The organism is Capnocytophaga bilenii, assembly GCF_017565765.1.
GTDB classification, from domain to species: domain Bacteria; phylum Bacteroidota; class Bacteroidia; order Flavobacteriales; family Flavobacteriaceae; genus Capnocytophaga; species Capnocytophaga bilenii.
Genome location: NZ_JAGDYP010000002.1, coordinates 225,950 through 241,238 on the forward strand (window position 1 = coordinate 225,950; position 15,289 = coordinate 241,238).

At 40.8% G+C, this 15,289-nt stretch carries 29 protein-coding genes; all 29 read left to right on the forward strand.

Annotated elements, in window-relative coordinates; all coding sequences use genetic code 11:
- Window positions 1-107: 107 nt before the first annotated feature.
- The 29 genes from rpsL (at window position 108) to rpsK (ending at window position 15,248) form a co-directional block, all read left to right on the forward strand.
- Window positions 108-521 (forward strand): 30S ribosomal protein S12, encoded by a 414-nt coding sequence (gene rpsL / locus J4N46_RS03360; protein WP_002679283.1) that lies wholly within the window; start codon window positions 108-110, stop codon window positions 519-521.
- A 32-nt stretch (window positions 522-553) separates the two neighbouring features.
- Window positions 554-1,030, forward strand: coding sequence for a 30S ribosomal protein S7 (gene rpsG / locus J4N46_RS03365; RefSeq protein ID WP_009415342.1), 477 nt, complete (start codon window positions 554-556; stop codon window positions 1,028-1,030).
- An 8-nt stretch (window positions 1,031-1,038) separates the two neighbouring features.
- Window positions 1,039-3,159: an elongation factor G gene (fusA, locus tag J4N46_RS03370; RefSeq protein ID WP_208058168.1), complete on the forward strand. Its 2,121-nt coding sequence runs from the start codon at window positions 1,039-1,041 to the stop codon at window positions 3,157-3,159.
- Window positions 3,160-3,174: 15 nt separating this feature from the next.
- On the forward strand, window positions 3,175-3,492 hold the full coding sequence (rpsJ, locus tag J4N46_RS03375) for a 30S ribosomal protein S10 (RefSeq protein ID WP_009415344.1): 318 nt from the start codon (window positions 3,175-3,177) through the stop codon (window positions 3,490-3,492).
- 175 nt (window positions 3,493-3,667) lie between these two features.
- The gene (gene rplC, locus J4N46_RS03380) at window positions 3,668-4,285 is read left to right on the forward strand and encodes a 50S ribosomal protein L3 (RefSeq protein WP_009415345.1); all 618 of its coding nucleotides are present in this window, start codon (window positions 3,668-3,670) and stop codon (window positions 4,283-4,285) included.
- Window positions 4,285-4,914, forward strand: coding sequence for a 50S ribosomal protein L4 (gene rplD / locus J4N46_RS03385; RefSeq protein ID WP_009415346.1), 630 nt, complete (start codon window positions 4,285-4,287; stop codon window positions 4,912-4,914). Before rplC ends, rplD begins: the two co-directional genes overlap by 1 nt.
- An 8-nt stretch (window positions 4,915-4,922) precedes the next feature.
- Window positions 4,923-5,210, forward strand: coding sequence for a 50S ribosomal protein L23 (gene rplW / locus J4N46_RS03390; protein ID WP_009415347.1), 288 nt, complete (start codon window positions 4,923-4,925; stop codon window positions 5,208-5,210).
- Between the two features lie 22 nt (window positions 5,211-5,232).
- A complete protein-coding gene (gene rplB / locus J4N46_RS03395) occupies window positions 5,233-6,060 on the forward strand; it encodes a 50S ribosomal protein L2 (protein WP_009415348.1) in 828 nt (275 codons plus the stop codon).
- Between the two features lie 11 nt (window positions 6,061-6,071).
- Window positions 6,072-6,350, forward strand: coding sequence for a 30S ribosomal protein S19 (rpsS, locus tag J4N46_RS03400; protein ID WP_009415349.1), 279 nt, complete (start codon window positions 6,072-6,074; stop codon window positions 6,348-6,350).
- Between the two features lie 8 nt (window positions 6,351-6,358).
- Window positions 6,359-6,769, forward strand: coding sequence for a 50S ribosomal protein L22 (gene rplV, locus J4N46_RS03405; protein WP_009415350.1), 411 nt, complete (start codon window positions 6,359-6,361; stop codon window positions 6,767-6,769).
- An 8-nt stretch (window positions 6,770-6,777) separates the two neighbouring features.
- Window positions 6,778-7,524 carry a 30S ribosomal protein S3 gene (gene rpsC, locus J4N46_RS03410; RefSeq protein WP_009415351.1) on the forward strand — a complete coding sequence of 249 codons (747 nt, stop codon included), beginning with the start codon at window positions 6,778-6,780 and terminating at the stop codon, window positions 7,522-7,524.
- Between the two features lie 19 nt (window positions 7,525-7,543).
- Window positions 7,544-7,966, forward strand: a complete 423-nt coding sequence (gene rplP / locus J4N46_RS03415) for a 50S ribosomal protein L16 (protein WP_009415352.1) — start codon at window positions 7,544-7,546, stop codon at window positions 7,964-7,966.
- 11 nt (window positions 7,967-7,977) lie between these two features.
- Window positions 7,978-8,169: a 50S ribosomal protein L29 gene (gene rpmC, locus J4N46_RS03420; protein ID WP_208058169.1), complete on the forward strand. Its 192-nt coding sequence runs from the start codon at window positions 7,978-7,980 to the stop codon at window positions 8,167-8,169.
- A 17-nt stretch (window positions 8,170-8,186) separates the two neighbouring features.
- Window positions 8,187-8,444: a 30S ribosomal protein S17 gene (gene rpsQ / locus J4N46_RS03425; protein ID WP_002675041.1), complete on the forward strand. Its 258-nt coding sequence runs from the start codon at window positions 8,187-8,189 to the stop codon at window positions 8,442-8,444.
- Between the two features lie 2 nt (window positions 8,445-8,446).
- On the forward strand, window positions 8,447-8,815 hold the full coding sequence (gene rplN, locus J4N46_RS03430) for a 50S ribosomal protein L14 (protein ID WP_002675043.1): 369 nt from the start codon (window positions 8,447-8,449) through the stop codon (window positions 8,813-8,815).
- 19 nt (window positions 8,816-8,834) lie between these two features.
- Window positions 8,835-9,146: a 50S ribosomal protein L24 gene (gene rplX, locus J4N46_RS03435; RefSeq protein ID WP_208058170.1), complete on the forward strand. Its 312-nt coding sequence runs from the start codon at window positions 8,835-8,837 to the stop codon at window positions 9,144-9,146.
- A 1-nt stretch (window position 9,147) separates the two neighbouring features.
- On the forward strand, window positions 9,148-9,699 hold the full coding sequence (gene rplE, locus J4N46_RS03440; RefSeq protein ID WP_009415355.1) for a 50S ribosomal protein L5: 552 nt from the start codon (window positions 9,148-9,150) through the stop codon (window positions 9,697-9,699).
- A gap of 4 nt (window positions 9,700-9,703) precedes the next feature.
- Window positions 9,704-9,973, forward strand: coding sequence for a 30S ribosomal protein S14 (gene rpsN / locus J4N46_RS03445; protein ID WP_009415356.1), 270 nt, complete (start codon window positions 9,704-9,706; stop codon window positions 9,971-9,973).
- Between the two features lie 20 nt (window positions 9,974-9,993).
- Window positions 9,994-10,395 carry a 30S ribosomal protein S8 gene (rpsH, locus tag J4N46_RS03450; protein ID WP_009415357.1) on the forward strand — a complete coding sequence of 134 codons (402 nt, stop codon included), beginning with the start codon at window positions 9,994-9,996 and terminating at the stop codon, window positions 10,393-10,395.
- A 22-nt stretch (window positions 10,396-10,417) separates the two neighbouring features.
- Complete coding sequence (gene rplF / locus J4N46_RS03455) at window positions 10,418-10,960, forward strand: 50S ribosomal protein L6 (protein ID WP_009415358.1); 543 nt, start codon at window positions 10,418-10,420, stop codon at window positions 10,958-10,960.
- 11 nt (window positions 10,961-10,971) lie between these two features.
- Window positions 10,972-11,328 carry a 50S ribosomal protein L18 gene (gene rplR / locus J4N46_RS03460; protein ID WP_009415359.1) on the forward strand — a complete coding sequence of 119 codons (357 nt, stop codon included), beginning with the start codon at window positions 10,972-10,974 and terminating at the stop codon, window positions 11,326-11,328.
- Between the two features lie 6 nt (window positions 11,329-11,334).
- On the forward strand, window positions 11,335-11,859 hold the full coding sequence (gene rpsE, locus J4N46_RS03465) for a 30S ribosomal protein S5 (protein ID WP_009415360.1): 525 nt from the start codon (window positions 11,335-11,337) through the stop codon (window positions 11,857-11,859).
- 13 nt (window positions 11,860-11,872) lie between these two features.
- Window positions 11,873-12,055: a 50S ribosomal protein L30 gene (rpmD, locus tag J4N46_RS03470; protein ID WP_009415361.1), complete on the forward strand. Its 183-nt coding sequence runs from the start codon at window positions 11,873-11,875 to the stop codon at window positions 12,053-12,055.
- Window positions 12,056-12,072: 17 nt separating this feature from the next.
- Window positions 12,073-12,525, forward strand: a complete 453-nt coding sequence (gene rplO, locus J4N46_RS03475) for a 50S ribosomal protein L15 (RefSeq protein WP_009415362.1) — start codon at window positions 12,073-12,075, stop codon at window positions 12,523-12,525.
- Between the two features lie 15 nt (window positions 12,526-12,540).
- The gene (secY, locus tag J4N46_RS03480) at window positions 12,541-13,887 is read left to right on the forward strand and encodes a preprotein translocase subunit SecY (RefSeq protein ID WP_208058171.1); all 1,347 of its coding nucleotides are present in this window, start codon (window positions 12,541-12,543) and stop codon (window positions 13,885-13,887) included.
- A gap of 6 nt (window positions 13,888-13,893) precedes the next feature.
- Window positions 13,894-14,109 carry a translation initiation factor IF-1 gene (gene infA, locus J4N46_RS03485; protein WP_009415364.1) on the forward strand — a complete coding sequence of 72 codons (216 nt, stop codon included), beginning with the start codon at window positions 13,894-13,896 and terminating at the stop codon, window positions 14,107-14,109.
- A gap of 228 nt (window positions 14,110-14,337) precedes the next feature.
- Window positions 14,338-14,454, forward strand: a complete 117-nt coding sequence (gene ykgO, locus J4N46_RS03490; protein ID WP_002676536.1) for a type B 50S ribosomal protein L36 — start codon at window positions 14,338-14,340, stop codon at window positions 14,452-14,454.
- Between the two features lie 2 nt (window positions 14,455-14,456).
- On the forward strand, window positions 14,457-14,831 hold the full coding sequence (rpsM, locus tag J4N46_RS03495; RefSeq protein WP_009415365.1) for a 30S ribosomal protein S13: 375 nt from the start codon (window positions 14,457-14,459) through the stop codon (window positions 14,829-14,831).
- Window positions 14,832-14,846: 15 nt separating this feature from the next.
- Entirely contained in the window at window positions 14,847-15,248 is a 402-nt protein-coding gene (rpsK, locus tag J4N46_RS03500) for a 30S ribosomal protein S11 (RefSeq protein WP_009415366.1), read from the forward strand.
- Window positions 15,249-15,289 lie beyond the last annotated feature (41 nt).

A 15,289-nucleotide genomic window follows, 5' to 3' on the forward strand; every position in this document is an offset into this window, starting at 1 on the left:
TATTACTTTTGCAGTCTGAAAATCAGCATATAGAACTGCGATAGGTGCAGGGGGCTATGCTAAAAAGGCAAGTAAACAAATAAAATTAATATATAGTATTGTAAATTATGCCAACAATTTCACAATTAGTACGAAAAGGAAGAACCAGAATTACCAAGAAGAGTAAATCGGTGGCTTTGGATTCGTGCCCACAACGTAGAGGCGTATGTACTCGTGTATATACCACAACGCCTAAGAAGCCGAACTCTGCAATGCGTAAAGTAGCGCGTGTACGTTTGACTAATGGCAATGAGGTGAACGCATACATCCCTGGTGAAGGACACAACCTCCAAGAGCACTCGATAGTATTGGTACGAGGCGGAAGGGTAAAAGATTTACCAGGTGTTAGATACCACATAGTGCGCGGGGCGCTAGATACTGCTGGAGTAGCAGGACGTACGCAACGCCGCTCTAAATACGGTGCGAAACGCCCTAAACCAGGACAAGCCGCTGCAGCACCAGCTAAAGGTAAGAAAAAGTAATTTAACACACAAAATCTTTTAACTAAAAAGAAATGAGAAAAAGACAGGCTAAAAAGCGCCCACTTTTACCAGATCCGAAGTTTAACGACCAGTTGGTAACGCGTTTTGTGAACAACTTGATGTGGGATGGTAAGAAATCAGTGGCTTTTAAAGTATTCTACGATGCACTTGACATTGTAGAACAAAAGAAAAATAACGATGAAAAATCGGCGTTGGAGGTATGGAAAGATGCGCTAAGCAACGTAATGCCTCACGTGGAAGTACGCTCACGCCGTGTGGGTGGAGCTACTTACCAAATACCTATGCAAATTCGCCCAGACCGCAAAGTGTCTATGGCAATGAAATGGCTCATTGGATATGCACGTAAGCGCAATGAAAAATCTATGGCACAGAAATTGGCTGCTGAGATTATTTCGGCTTCAAAAGAGGAAGGTGCAGCTGTAAAGAAGAAAATGGATACACACCGTATGGCTGAGGCTAACAAAGCCTTCTCACACTTTAGATTTTAATTAAAACAATGAGTAGAGATTTAAAATATACAAGAAACATAGGTATTGCAGCACACATTGATGCTGGTAAAACGACTACTACAGAGCGTATTCTATTTTATACAGGTAAAACGCACAAAATAGGGGAAGTGCACGATGGGGCTTCTACTATGGACTGGATGGAGCAAGAAGCAGAACGCGGTATTACTATCCAATCGGCAGCGACTACTTGTAAATGGAATTTTCCTACCGAAAATGGAAAACCTACAGCTGATGCTAAGGAGTATCACTTCAACATTATAGATACTCCCGGTCACGTGGACTTTACAGTAGAGGTGAATCGCTCACTACGTGTATTGGACGGATTGGTATTCTTGTTTTCGGCAGTTGATGGTGTAGAACCACAATCTGAAACTAACTGGCGTTTGGCTGACAACTACAAAGTGCCTCGTATTGGTTTTGTAAACAAAATGGATAGACAAGGTGCTAACTTCCTAAACGTTTGCAACCAAGTGAAAGATATGCTAAAATCAAACGCGGTGCCTATCGTGTTGCCTATTGGTGATGAAGCAGACTTTAAGGGTGTTGTAGATTTGATTAAAAACCGTGCTATTGTATGGCACGAAGAAAACTCAGGTTCTACTTTTGACGTAGTAGAAATACCTGCGGATATGAAAGAAGATGTAGCTAATTACCGCGCTCACCTTATAGAAGAGGTTGCTGGTTATGACGAAGGTCTTCTTGAGAAATTTATGGAAGATGAAAACTCTATCACAGAAGAAGAGATACACAAAGCATTGCGTGCTGCTGTAATGGATATGGCAATTATCCCAATGGTGTGTGGTTCATCTTTCAAAAACAAAGGGGTGCAATTTATGCTTGATGCTGTATGCCGCTACTTGCCTTCACCACTTGACAAAGAGGCTATTGAAGGTACTAACCCTGATACAGGTGAAGTAGCATTACGCAAACCAGCAGTAGATGCACCTTTTGCAGCATTGGCATTTAAGATTGCTACTGACCCTTATGTAGGACGCTTGGCATTCTTCCGTGCTTACTCAGGACACTTGGATGCGGGTTCTTATGTATTGAACACTCGTTCTGGTAACAAAGAGCGTATTTCTCGTATCTACCAAATGCACGCTAACAAGCAAAATCCTATTGAATACATTGAAGCAGGTGATATAGGGGCAGCAGTAGGTTTTAAAGATATCAAAACAGGTGATACACTTTGCGATGAGAAATATCCTATTGTACTTGAAAGTATGGTATTCCCAGATCCTGTGATTGGTATTGCAGTAGAGCCTAAAACAAAAGCAGACGTTGATAAACTAGGTATGGCATTGGCTAAATTGGCTGAAGAAGACCCTACCTTCCAAGTGAAAACAGACCAAGCTTCTGGACAGACTATCATCTCGGGTATGGGTGAGTTGCACTTGGATATCATTGTAGACCGCTTGAAACGTGAGTTTAAGGTGGAAGTAAACCAAGGTCAGCCACAAGTAGAGTACAAAGAGGCGATTACAGGCAAGGCAGATCACCGTGAGGTTTATAAGAAACAAACTGGTGGTCGTGGTAAATTTGCTGACATCGTATTCCGTATGGAGCCAGCTGAGGAAGGCAAAGTGGGATTGGAATTCATCAATGAGATAAAAGGTGGTAACATTCCTAAAGAGTATATTCCTTCAGTAGAAAAAGGTTTCAAAGAGGCTATGAAAAATGGTCCATTGGCAGGATTTGAGATGGATGCGATGAAGATAGTTCTTATCGATGGTTCATTCCACCCTGTGGATTCGGATTCATTGTCATTTGAATTGGCTGCTAAATTGGGATACAAAGAGGCAGCACGCGCAGCGAAAGCGGTACTAATGGAGCCTATAATGAAATTGGAAGTAATTACTCCAGAAGAAAATATGGGTGATATAGTGGGTGACTTGAACCGTCGTCGTGGACAAGTGAACAATATGGACGACCGTAATGGAGCTAAAGTTATCAAAGCGTTTGTGCCACTATCAGAAATGTTTGGTTATGTAACAGCGCTTCGTACGCTTTCATCAGGACGTGCAACTTCAACAATGGAGTTTTCACACTATGCAGAGACTCCAAGTAACATTGCAGATGAAGTAATAAAAGCCGCAAGAGGCAATTAAAAAATTGGTAATCAGATGAGCAATCAACAAAAAATAAGAATAAAGTTAAAGTCATACGACCATAACTTGGTAGATAAATCGGCTGAAAAGATTGTAAAAACAGTGAAGGCTGCAGGTGCAGCGGTAGTGGGTCCTATTCCATTGCCTACACACAAAAAAATCTTTACTGTATTGCGTTCGCCTCACGTAAACAAAAAGGCACGTGAGCAATTTCAGCTAAGTTCGCACAAGCGTTTATTGGAAATCTACGGTGCATCGGCAAAGACAGTAGATGCGCTTATGAAGCTTGAATTGCCAAGTGGTGTAGATATCGTAATCAAAGTGTTGGCTTAACGATACTTAAAATGTCCCGAAACTGCGGGTTAGGGAAAAACGGAAAAAAATGATTCAGGGTTAAAAAGCCTAAGGCATTTTTTTGACCCTGAACCATTTATAATGATTAATGATTTATTGCGAATTATTAATTGTAACGAGAGAATAATAACTAATTTAATTAATATTTAATTTTATGTCTGGGTTAATTGGAAAGAAAGTAGGAATGACCAGCATTTTTGATGAGAATGGTAAAAATATACCATGTACCATCATAGAGGTAGGTCCTTGCGTAGTTACCCAAGTCAGAACCAAAGAAGTAGATGGCTATGAGGCACTTCAATTGGGTTTCGATGACAAAGCAGATAAGCGTGCAAATCAAGCGGAGCTTGGTCACTTTAAGAAGGCGGGCACGTCTGCAAAGCGAAAACTCGTTGAATTTAAAGGTTTTGACAATAACTACAAGTTGGGTGATGTAATCACTGTGGCTTATTTTGCCGAAGGGGAGTTTGTAGATGTTACAGGTATCTCAAAAGGTAAAGGTTTTCAAGGGGTTGTACGCCGTCACGGTTTTGGAGGAGTAGGACAGACTACTCACGGGCAGCACAATCGACTAAGAGCGCCAGGTTCAGTAGGAGCATCGTCATATCCATCACGTGTATTTAAAGGTATGCGTATGGCTGGAAGAATGGGTGCAGAGAATGTAACAGTGCAAAACTTAAAGGTTTTGAAGGTGGTAGCTGAAAAGAACCTATTGGTAGTAAAAGGATGTATTCCGGGTCACAAAAACGCTTACGTAACTATTCACAAATAATGGAAGTAGCAGTATTAAATAAAGAAGGTAAAGAGACAGGTAGAAAGGTAACGCTTTCGGACGCTGTTTTTGGTATAGAGCCTAATAATCACGTGGTATACTTGGACGTGAAACGTTACTTGGCAAACAAGCGTCAAGGTACTCACAAGGCTAAAGAGAGAAATGAGGTAGCGGGTAGTACTCGTAAAATTAAAAAGCAAAAGGGTACAGGTACAGCTCGTGCAGGTAGTGTAAAATCGCCTGTATTTGTGGGCGGAGGTCGTATATTTGGTCCTCGTCCTAAGGATTACACACAAACGCTTACTAAGAATGTAAAACGTTTGGCACGCCGTTCGGCATTGAGTGCTAAGGTGAAAGACCAAGCGTTGGTAGTAGTAGAGGATTTGAGTTTTGCGGCTCCTAAGACTAAGGATTTTACTGCGGTGGTAAATGCTTTGGGGCTATCAGAAAAAAAATCGTTATTTGTGTTGCCAGAAGTAAATAATAACGTATATTTGTCATCTCGTAACGTAGAGAACTCACAAGTGGTAACTGCTTCGGAATTAAATACTTACCAAGTAGTGAATGCGGCTAAGGTGGTTCTTACAGAGAGTTCGGTGGCAGTATTAGAGTCAATTTTAACAAAATAAGAAGAACAATGGGCGTATTAATAAAACCTGTAAGTACAGAAAAGACTAATAAGGATAGCGAAGAAAGAAGCTGCTATACCTTTGAAGTAGCGAAGAGCGCTAATAAGATACAGATTAAGAACGAGGTTGAAGCTGCTTATGGCGTTAAAGTGAAAGAGGTTCGTACGCTTAACTACGGGCCAAAGCGTACTACGCGTTATACTAAGACGGGCTTGCAAGTGGGCAAGACTAATGCAGTGAAGAAGGCAGTAGTACAGCTTGAAGAAGGGACTATAGATTTTTATAGTAATATATAAAGTGTTTAACAAATAGACGAAGATGTCAGTTAGAAAATTAAAACCGATTACCCCTGGTCAGCGTTTTAGAGTAGTAAACGAATTTGACACCATTACTACTGATAAGCCGGAAAAGAGTTTGCTTGTTCCGTTGAAAAAGACCGGAGGTAGAAACAATCAAGGAAAGATGACCATGCGTTACATAGGTGGTGGTCACAAAAAGAAGTACCGTATTATTGATTTCAAGAGGAATCGATTTGGGGAAGGTGCAAAAGTGGTTTCTATAGAGTATGACCCTAATAGAACTGCATTTATCGCTTTGGTGCAATATAATGATGGTGAGAAGCGTTATATTATCGCTCCTGCTGGATTGAAGGTTGACCAAGTGATTGTTTCGGGGCAAGAGAATGTAGCTCCTGAGATAGGGAATGCGATGCCACTTTCACAAATTCCGCTGGGTACTGTAATTTCTTGTATTGAATTGCGTCCTGGGCAGGGGGCTAATATAGCTCGTTCTGCTGGTACTTTTGCACAATTGATGGCAAAAGATGGGAAGTATGCGACAGTAAAGTTGCCTTCAGGAGAGACACGTATGATTTTGCTTACGTGTTTAGCAACGATTGGAGCTGTATCGAATTCAGACCACCAATTGGTATTGTCTGGTAAAGCGGGACGTTCTCGCTGGTTAGGTCGTCGTCCTCGTACGCGTGCAGTAGTTATGAACCCTGTTGATCACCCAATGGGTGGTGGTGAAGGTCGTGCTACAGGTGGACACCCACGTTCGCGTAAAGGTATCCCTGCTAAGGGTTACAGGACACGCTCTAAGACGAAGGCAAGTAATAAGTATATTGTAGAACGCAGAAAAAAATAAGAGACTAAGAGATGGCACGTTCATTAAAAAAAGGACCTTACGTTCACTATAGCTTAGAAAAGAAGATTCAACAGAATATAGCGTCTGGTAAAAAGACGGTAATAAAGACGTGGTCACGCGCTTCGATGATTACGCCTGATTTTGTGGGTCAGACTATAGCGGTGCACAATGGTCGTCAGTTTGTTCCTGTATATATTACAGAAAATATGGTGGGACATAAATTAGGAGAATTTTCACCAACGCGTTCTTTTAGGGGACACGCTGGGGCGAAAAATAAAGGTAAAAAATAATAAAGGCTATGGGAGTTAGAAAAAAATTAAGAGCAGACGAGATAAAAGAAGCTAAAAAAGGCTTGGCATTTGCGAAGTTGAATAACTGCCCTACTTCGCCACGCAAGATGCGTTTGGTAGCGGATTTGGTACGTGGTGTACAAGTGGATAAAGCCCTTGCTATTTTGAAATTTAATCAAAAAGAGGCAGCTGCGCGTTTGGAAAAGTTGTTGTTATCGGCAATAGCGAACTGGCAAGCTAAGAATGCTGATGGAGATGTGGAATCGGCAGGACTTTTTGTTAAGGAGATAAGAGTGGATGGAGGCGCTATATTGAAGAGATTGCGTCCTGCACCGCAAGGGAGAGCACACAGAATTAGAAAACGTTCTAACCACGTAACAATCGTGTTAGGGGCTAAAAACAATAATACAGAAAGCTAAGATAAACTATGGGACAAAAAACAAATCCAATCGGGAATCGCCTTGGCATTATCAGAGGATGGGAGTCTAGCTGGTATGGTGGCAATGACTACGGAGACAAACTAGCTGAAGACGACAAAATCAGAAAATATGTTCAAACTCGTTTATCAAAAGCTAGTGTAGCTCACGTAATAATAGAACGCACATTCAATCTTGTAACGGTAACTATCACTACGGCACGTCCTGGTATCATTATAGGTAAAGGTGGGCAAGAGGTAGATAAACTGAAAGAAGAGTTGAAGAAAATCACTGGAAAGGATGTTCAGATAAACATTTTTGAAATTAAACGCCCTGAATTGGATGCGGCGTTGGTAGCGGCAAGTATTGCACATCAAATAGAGGGTCGTGTTTCTTACAAACGTGCGATTAAGATGGCGATAGCTTCGGCTATGAGAATGAATGCTGAGGGTATAAAAGTGATGATTTCGGGACGCTTGAATGGTGCTGAAATGGCACGTTCTGAAAGTTTCAAAGAGGGACGTATTCCTTTATCTACTTTCAGGGCAGATATAGACTACGCTATTGGAGAAGCACATACTACCTATGGACGTATGGGTATTAAGGTGTGGATTATGAAGGGCGAAGTTTACGGTAAGAGAGATTTATCACCGCTTGTGGGAATGAGCAAAAAGAATGTAGGTGGTAGTGGTTTCTCGGGTAAGAATAGTGACAAGCCTGCAGGTGGAGCACCAAAGAAGGCGCGTCGTAAAAAGTAATTAATAAAGAGAAAAAGAGATGTTACAACCTAAAAGAACGAAATATCGCAAACAACAGAAAGGTAGAATGAAAGGGGTGGCTCATAGAGGTACTTTGCTTTCAAATGGTATGTTCGGTATCAAATCTTTGGATTCTGCATTTATCACTTCGCGCCAAATAGAGTCGGCTCGTGTGGCTGCGACTCGTTATATGAAACGTGAGGGGCAGTTATGGATAAAGATTTTTCCGGATAAACCTATTACGAAGAAGCCTTTGGAAGTGCGTATGGGTAAAGGGAAAGGAGCTGTAGAATATTGGGCAGCTGTAGTGAAACCAGGTAGAATATTGTTTGAAGTAGGTGGAGTGCCTATGGAGGTAGCTAAGGAAGCGTTGCGCTTGGCTGCACAGAAATTGCCTGTGAGGACGAAGCTTGTAGTAGCGCGTGATTATCAACAAAATTAATTCAAAGAGCGATGAAGCAGTCTGAAATTAGTAAATTGACAGTTACCGAGCTACAAGATAAGCTTGGTGAGTATAAGAAAACGTATGCTGAACTAAAACTACAGCACGCAATTTCTTCAATAGAGAAACCTATACAGTTACGTACTTTGAGGAGAACGGTAGCGAGATTGTATAGCGAGTTAACTAAAAGAGAATTACAATAATTCTGGAGAGTTACCTTATGGAAAAAAGAAATTTAAGAAAAGAAAGGATAGGAGTTGTTACGAGCAACAAAATGGATAAATCTATCGTTGTATCGGAAGTAAAACGTGTAAAACACCCTATGTATGGTAAATTCGTGTTGCGTACAAAGAAATATGTAGCGCACGATGAGAAGAACGATTGCAACATTGGAGATACAGTGCGCATAATGGAAACACGCCCATTGAGCAAGACCAAATGTTGGAGATTAGTAGAAATCATTGAAAGAGCTAAGTAATTATGGTACAACAAGAATCGAGACTAAAAGTAGCTGACAATACTGGGGCAAAAGAGGTTTTAACGATACGAGTACTTGGCGGTACCAAGAGACGTTACGCTTCAGTAGGTGATAAGATTGTGGTAACTGTGAAAGAGGCTACCCCTAACGGTAACGTAAAGAAGGGGCAGGTATCGACCGCAGTGGTAGTAAGGACTAAGAAAGAGGTACGCCGTGCTGATGGTTCTTATATCCGTTTTGATGAGAATGCTTGTGTTCTATTGAATGCGGCAGGAGAGATGAGGGGTACCCGTGTATTTGGGCCTGTAGCAAGGGAGCTTCGCGATAAGCAATTTATGAAGATTGTTTCGTTGGCGCCTGAAGTACTTTAATATTTAAATTGCAAAGTTGATGAAAGTAAAAATTAAAAAAGGTGATACCGTAAGAGTTATTGCTGGAGACGAAAAAGGTAAAGAAGGCAAGGTGTTACGTGTGGATCGTGAGAAAAACAGAGCGATTGTTGAGGGACTTAATTTGGCGAGCAAACACACGAAACCTAGTGCTCAAAACCCTCAAGGAGGCATAGTGAAAAAAGAGGCATCTATTCACGTATCGAACCTTTCGCTTATAGACCCTAAGACGAAAAAAGCGACTCGTGTGGGTTATGAACTAAGAGAAGGTAAGAAGGTGAGAGTTTCTAAAAAATCTAATGTAGTAATATAATATGGCTTACGTACCTAGATTAAAACAAGAATACAAAGAGCGCATAGTGGCGGCTCTAAAGGAAGAATTTGGCTACAAGAATGTAATGCAGGTTCCCAAGCTTGAAAAAATAGTGGTGAGCCGTGGAGTGGGTTCGGCAGTGGCTGATAAGAAGCAAATAGATTATGCTATTGATGAGCTTACGAAGATTACAGGACAGAAAGCGATAGCTACTTACTCTAAGAAGGACGTTGCGTCTTTCAAATTGCGTAAGGGAATGGCTATTGGAGCTAAGGTTACATTGCGCGGGGAGCGTATGTATGAGTTTTTGGATCGTTTGATTACAGCGGCATTACCACGAGTAAGGGATTTTCAAGGGGTAAAGGCAGATGGTTTTGACGGTCGTGGAAACTATAATTTGGGTGTTACGGAACAGATTATTTTTCCTGAAATAGATATTGACAAGATCAATAGGATAGCGGGTATGGATATTACGTTTGTAACATCGGCGCATACTGACAAGGAAGCGAAATCATTATTGAGCGAATTAGGATTACCTTTTAAAAAGAACTAAGTATATGGCTAAAGAATCAATGAAAGCCCGCGAGGTGAAAAGACAAAGATTGGTGGCAAAATATGCTGCGAAACGCAAAGCATTGAAAGAGGCTGGGGATTATGAAGCACTACAAAAGCTTCCTAAAAATGCTTCGCCTGTACGCTTGCACAACCGTTGCAAACTTACAGGGCGTCCTAAAGGGTATATGCGTACTTTTGGAATTTCACGTGTATTATTCCGCGAAATGGCAAACAAGGGATTAATTCCTGGAGTAAAGAAAGCAAGTTGGTAATTAATTAAAAGGACAGAATTATGTATACAGATCCTATCGCAGATTATTTAACAAGAATTAGAAATGCTAATAGCGCTGGTCATAGAATAGTGGAGATTCCTGCATCGAAATTGAAGAAGGAAATTACAAAGATTCTTTTTGACCAAGGGTATATACTTAGCTATAAATTTGATGATGAGAGTACAGTGCAAGGTACCATCAAAATAGCTTTGAAATACGATAAGGTTACTAAAGAACCAGTTATTAGGCATATAGAAAGAGCGAGCCGTCCAGGACTTAGAAAGTATGCTGGGGCTGATAATCTTCCACGTGTATTGAATGGCTTGGGCATTGCTATTATCTCGACATCACAAGGAGTGATGACAGGTAAAAAGGCTCGTGAGCTAAACATAGGAGGGGAAGTAATTTGTTACGTTTACTAATCAATTAAAAAGACAAAAAAGGATGTCAAGAATAGGTAAAGCACCCATCAATATTCCTGCAGGAGTTACTGTTACCATAAAGGATAACGTAGTAACTGTAAAAGGGAAATTAGGCGAATTGACCCAAGAGGTTAAAGACATTGCTGTAAAGCAAGAGGATGGACATTTAGTGTTTGAAACTACGGCTGATACAAAAGACCAGAATGCGAAACACGGTTTATACCGTGCTTTGGTGAACAATATGGTGATAGGAGTATCGGTAGGGTTCACTAAAGAATTAGAATTAGTGGGGGTAGGTTACCGTGCAACAAATCAAGGGCAAAAGCTAGACTTAGCTCTTGGTTTTTCGCACAATATTTTGTTGGAGTTGCCAAGCGAGGTGAAGCTTGAGACTGTGAACGAAAAAGGTAAGAACCCAATAATAAAGTTGACTTCTCACGACAAACAACTTTTAGGACAGGTAGCTGCTAAGATACGTAGTTTCCGTAAACCAGAGCCTTACAAAGGTAAAGGGGTTAAGTTTGTGGGTGAAGTGTTGAGAAGAAAAGCAGGTAAATCAGCTTAATAGATAGAATTATGGCATTAACAAAAATAGAAAGAAGGCATCGTATTAAGAGCAGAATCAGGAAGATAGTAAAGGGTTCTGCAGAGCAACCACGATTGGCTGTTTTTAGGAGCAATAATGAGATTTATGTGCAACTCATAGATGATACTAAAGGGCATACACTTTTATCGGCTTCATCACGTGATAAGGAAATAAGTGCTGCAAAGGGTACTAAGACTGAGAAGGCTGCATTGGTGGGCAAAGCTATTGCTGAAAAGGCTTTGAAACAGGGTATTGAAAAGGTATCTTTTGACCGAGGTGGTTATTTGTATCACGGGCGTGTAAAATCGTTGGCAGATGGTGCGAGAGAAGGCGGACTTAAATTCTAATTAATTATGTATCAGAAGTATAGAAATGTAGAATATGTAAAGCCAAGTGGATTGGAATTGAAGGATCGCTTGGTAGGCGTGCAACGAGTTACTAAGGTAACAAAAGGGGGGCGTGCATTTGGTTTTTCGGCTATAGTGGTAGTGGGAGACGAGAATGGCGTTGTAGGGCACGGCTTAGGGAAATCTAAAGAGGTTTCGGAAGCTATTGCGAAAGCGGTAGAGGATGCAAAGAAGAATTTGGTGCGTATTCCTTTGAATGGTACTACTTTGCCTCACGAACAAAAAGGTAAATTTGGTGGTGCGCGTGTATTTTTACAGCCTGCTACTGAGGGTACTGGAGTGATAGCTGGTGGTGCGGTACGTGCGGTATTGGAGTCGGTAGGGATTCATAACGTGCTTTCTAAATCACAAGGTTCGTCAAACCCTCACAATGTGGTAAAGGCTACGTTTGATGCTTTGTTGCAGCTTCGCAGTGCGAAGACTATTGCGGCACAACGTGGTATTACATTGGAAAAATTGTTTAAAGGTTAATAGTCAAGGAACTATGGGAAAATTGAGAGTAACACAGGTGAAGAGTAGCATTAAGCGTCCTAAGAACCAAAAACTTACGCTTGAGGCTTTGGGTCTTACACGTATAGGTGTGAGTGTAGAGCACGATGCTACGCCCAGCATTGTTGGGATGATTAATAAGGTAAAACACTTAATTTCTGTAGAGGAAGTTAAATAATTATTTTGTGCAAAATTATGAGTTTAAGTAATTTACAACCCGCATTGGGTTCAACACACAAAGATGGGAAGCGCGTGGGTCGTGGACAGGGTTCTGGAAAAGGAGGGACATCTACACGTGGTCACAAAGGAGCGAAATCACGTTCGGGCTATGCTCGCAAGGTAGGTTTTGAGGGTGGCCAAATGCCTTTGCAAAGACGCGTACCAAAGTTTGGTTTTAAGAACTTTAATCGTAAGGAATACGTGGGTATCAACCTTTCTAAATTGCAAGAATTGGTGGATGCAGGACGTGTGAAAGATGAGGTGAGTTTGGAAACCTTAGTTCAGTTACACCTTGTAAAAAGTACTGATAATGTAAAGATATTGGGTGGAGGAGAACTAAAAGCGAAACTAAAAGTATCGGTTCATAAATTTACTGCTAAAGCTAAGGCTGCGATAGAGGCTGCTGGAGGTGAGGCTGTAGGTTTGTAATACTAAAATTTATTTATGAAGAAGTTTATCGAGAACTTGACCAATATTTGGAAGATAGAGGAGCTTAAGAATAGGATTATACTTACTTTGGGAGTATTGTTGGTATATCGTTTTGGGGCTCATATTGTATTGCCAGGTATTGATTCAGCACAACTACACGAGCTTGCGAGTAGGACTTCTGGAGGTGGCTTGTTGGATATATTGAATGCGTTTACCGGTGGGGCGTTTTCCAATGCTTCTATATTTGCATTGGGGATTATGCCTTACATATCGGCTTCGATTGTTGTACAGCTGATGGGTATTGCGATTCCTTATTTACAAAAGTTACAGAAAGAGGGTGAAAGTGGGCGTAGGAAGATAAACCAAATCACACGTTGGCTAACGATAGCTATTTGTCTTGTACAGGCGCCTGTTTATTTGTATGGTATTAACCAGCTTGGTGTACCTGACAGTGCGTTTGTATTGGGCAAGGGCTTGGGCTTTATAGTTCCTGCGGTAATTATTTTGGTTACTGGTACTATTTTTGCTATGTGGCTGGGCGAAAAGATCACTGATAAGGGTATTGGTAATGGTATTTCGTTATTGATTATGGTGGGTATCATAGCTCGTTTTCCTCGTGCTTTTGCGGCGGAGGTTGCGTCTCGCTTGACGGCGAGTAACGGTGGGCTGATGCTTATACTGATAGAGGTGATTTTGTGGTTTGTAATTGTATTGTTGTGTATTTACCTTATAAAGGCGGTGCGCCAAATTCCTGTACAGTATGCTCGTAGGACTGCTGATGGTGGTGTGGCAACTGAGAAGAATGTATTTGGAGCGCGCCAATATATACCTTTGCGATTGAACGCTGCGGGTGTGATGCCTATTATTTTTGCTCAGGCATTGATGTTTGTACCTGCAACGGTGGCTGGTTTATCACAGTCGGAATTTGCAAAGAATGTTCAGGCTGCATTTTCGGACATCTTTGGTTTTTGGTATAATTTATTGTTTGCGGCTATGATTATACTTTTCACGTATTTTTATACTGCAATTACAGTGCCTACTAATAAGATGGCTGATGATTTGAAGCGTAGTGGAGGTTTTATACCTGGGATACGCCCTGGTAAGGAAACGGGTGATTATTTGGATAAGATAATGTCGTTGATTACTTTACCTGGTGCTATATTTATAGCTTTGGTGGCTATCTTCCCATCTATGCTTAAGATTATAGGTATGCAGGATCAATGGGCGTTATTTTATGGTGGTACTTCACTATTGATTTTGGTGGGTGTTGCTATTGATACTATGCAGCAAGTGAATTCGTACTTGTTAAATCGTCATTATGATGGACTGATGAAGACGGGTAAAAATAGAAAAGCATCTTAATTGTATATGGCTAAACAGGCAGCAATAGAACAAGACGGTACGATAGTGGAATCGTTATCAAATGCGATGTTCAGGGTTGAATTGGACAATGGGCACGTGGTGATAGCACATATATCGGGTAAAATGCGGATGCATTACATTAAGCTTTTACCGGGTGATAAGGTGAAGCTTGAGATGAGTCCGTATGATTTGAGCAAGGCTCGTATTACCTACCGGTATTAGGTGTTTTTTGAACATTTTTTTTCTGGTTGCTAATTTTTCAACGTTTAGGGTTGAAGAATTAGCAATCATAAAAAAGTACTGATACATAGTATCTTAGGTGATAATAATGACGCAAAAATGGGGGTGTTGTTGCAATGATTTGTAATATTTTTGGCATAATAATGGTGCTAATATAAAAAAAAGTTGTAGCTTTGCACACTCATTTCCAATTTTATATAAATAAAAAGAATGAAAGTAAGAGCATCAATTAAAAAGAGGAGTTCCGAGTGCATTATAGTGCGCAGAAAGGGACGGTTGTATGTAATCAACAAAAAGAATCCTAAATTTAAACAAAGACAAGGATAATTATGGCACGAATTGCAGGTATTGATTTACCAAAGAACAAGAGAGGGGTTATTGGTTTAACTTACATCTTTGGTATCGGAAAAAGTAGAGCTAAAGAGATATTAGATAGAGCTCAGGTGAATGAAGACACAAAGGTAAGCGAATGGAATGATGATGAGATCAGCCGTATTCGCGAGGTGGTTGCGTCTTATAAGATTGAGGGTGAACTACGTTCAGAGATTCAGTTGAACATTAAGCGTTTAATGGATATTGGATGTTATCGTGGTATTCGCCATCGTAATGGTTTGCCATTGCGTGGGCAAAAGACGAAGAATAACTCTCGTACAAGGAAAGGTAAAAGAAAAACTGTTGCTAACAAGAAGAAGGCGACTAAATAATAATTAGTTAAAAGTATGGCAAAACAGAATGCAAAAAATGCAAAGGTCTCTAAGAAGAGGAAAGTTGTAGTAGAGTCGGTAGGTGAGGCACATATCTCGGCTACTTTCAACAACATAATCATTTCTCTTACGAATAAGAAAGGGGACGTGATTGCGTGGTCATCGGCTGGGAAGATGAATTTTAGGGGTTCTAAGAAGAATACTCCTTATGCTGCCCAAGTGGCTGCAGAAGATGCTGCAAAGGTGGCTTTTGACGCTGGACTAAAGAAGGTGAAAGTGTATGTAAAGGGTCCTGGAAATGGTAGGGAATCGGCAATACGTACAATTCACAATGCGGGTATTGAGGTAACTGAGATTATTGATGTTACTCCGCTACCACACAATGGATGTCGTCCTCCTAAAAAACGTAGAGTTTAATAAAGTAGAGTACTAACAAGTAAAAGAGGGGTTAAATTATT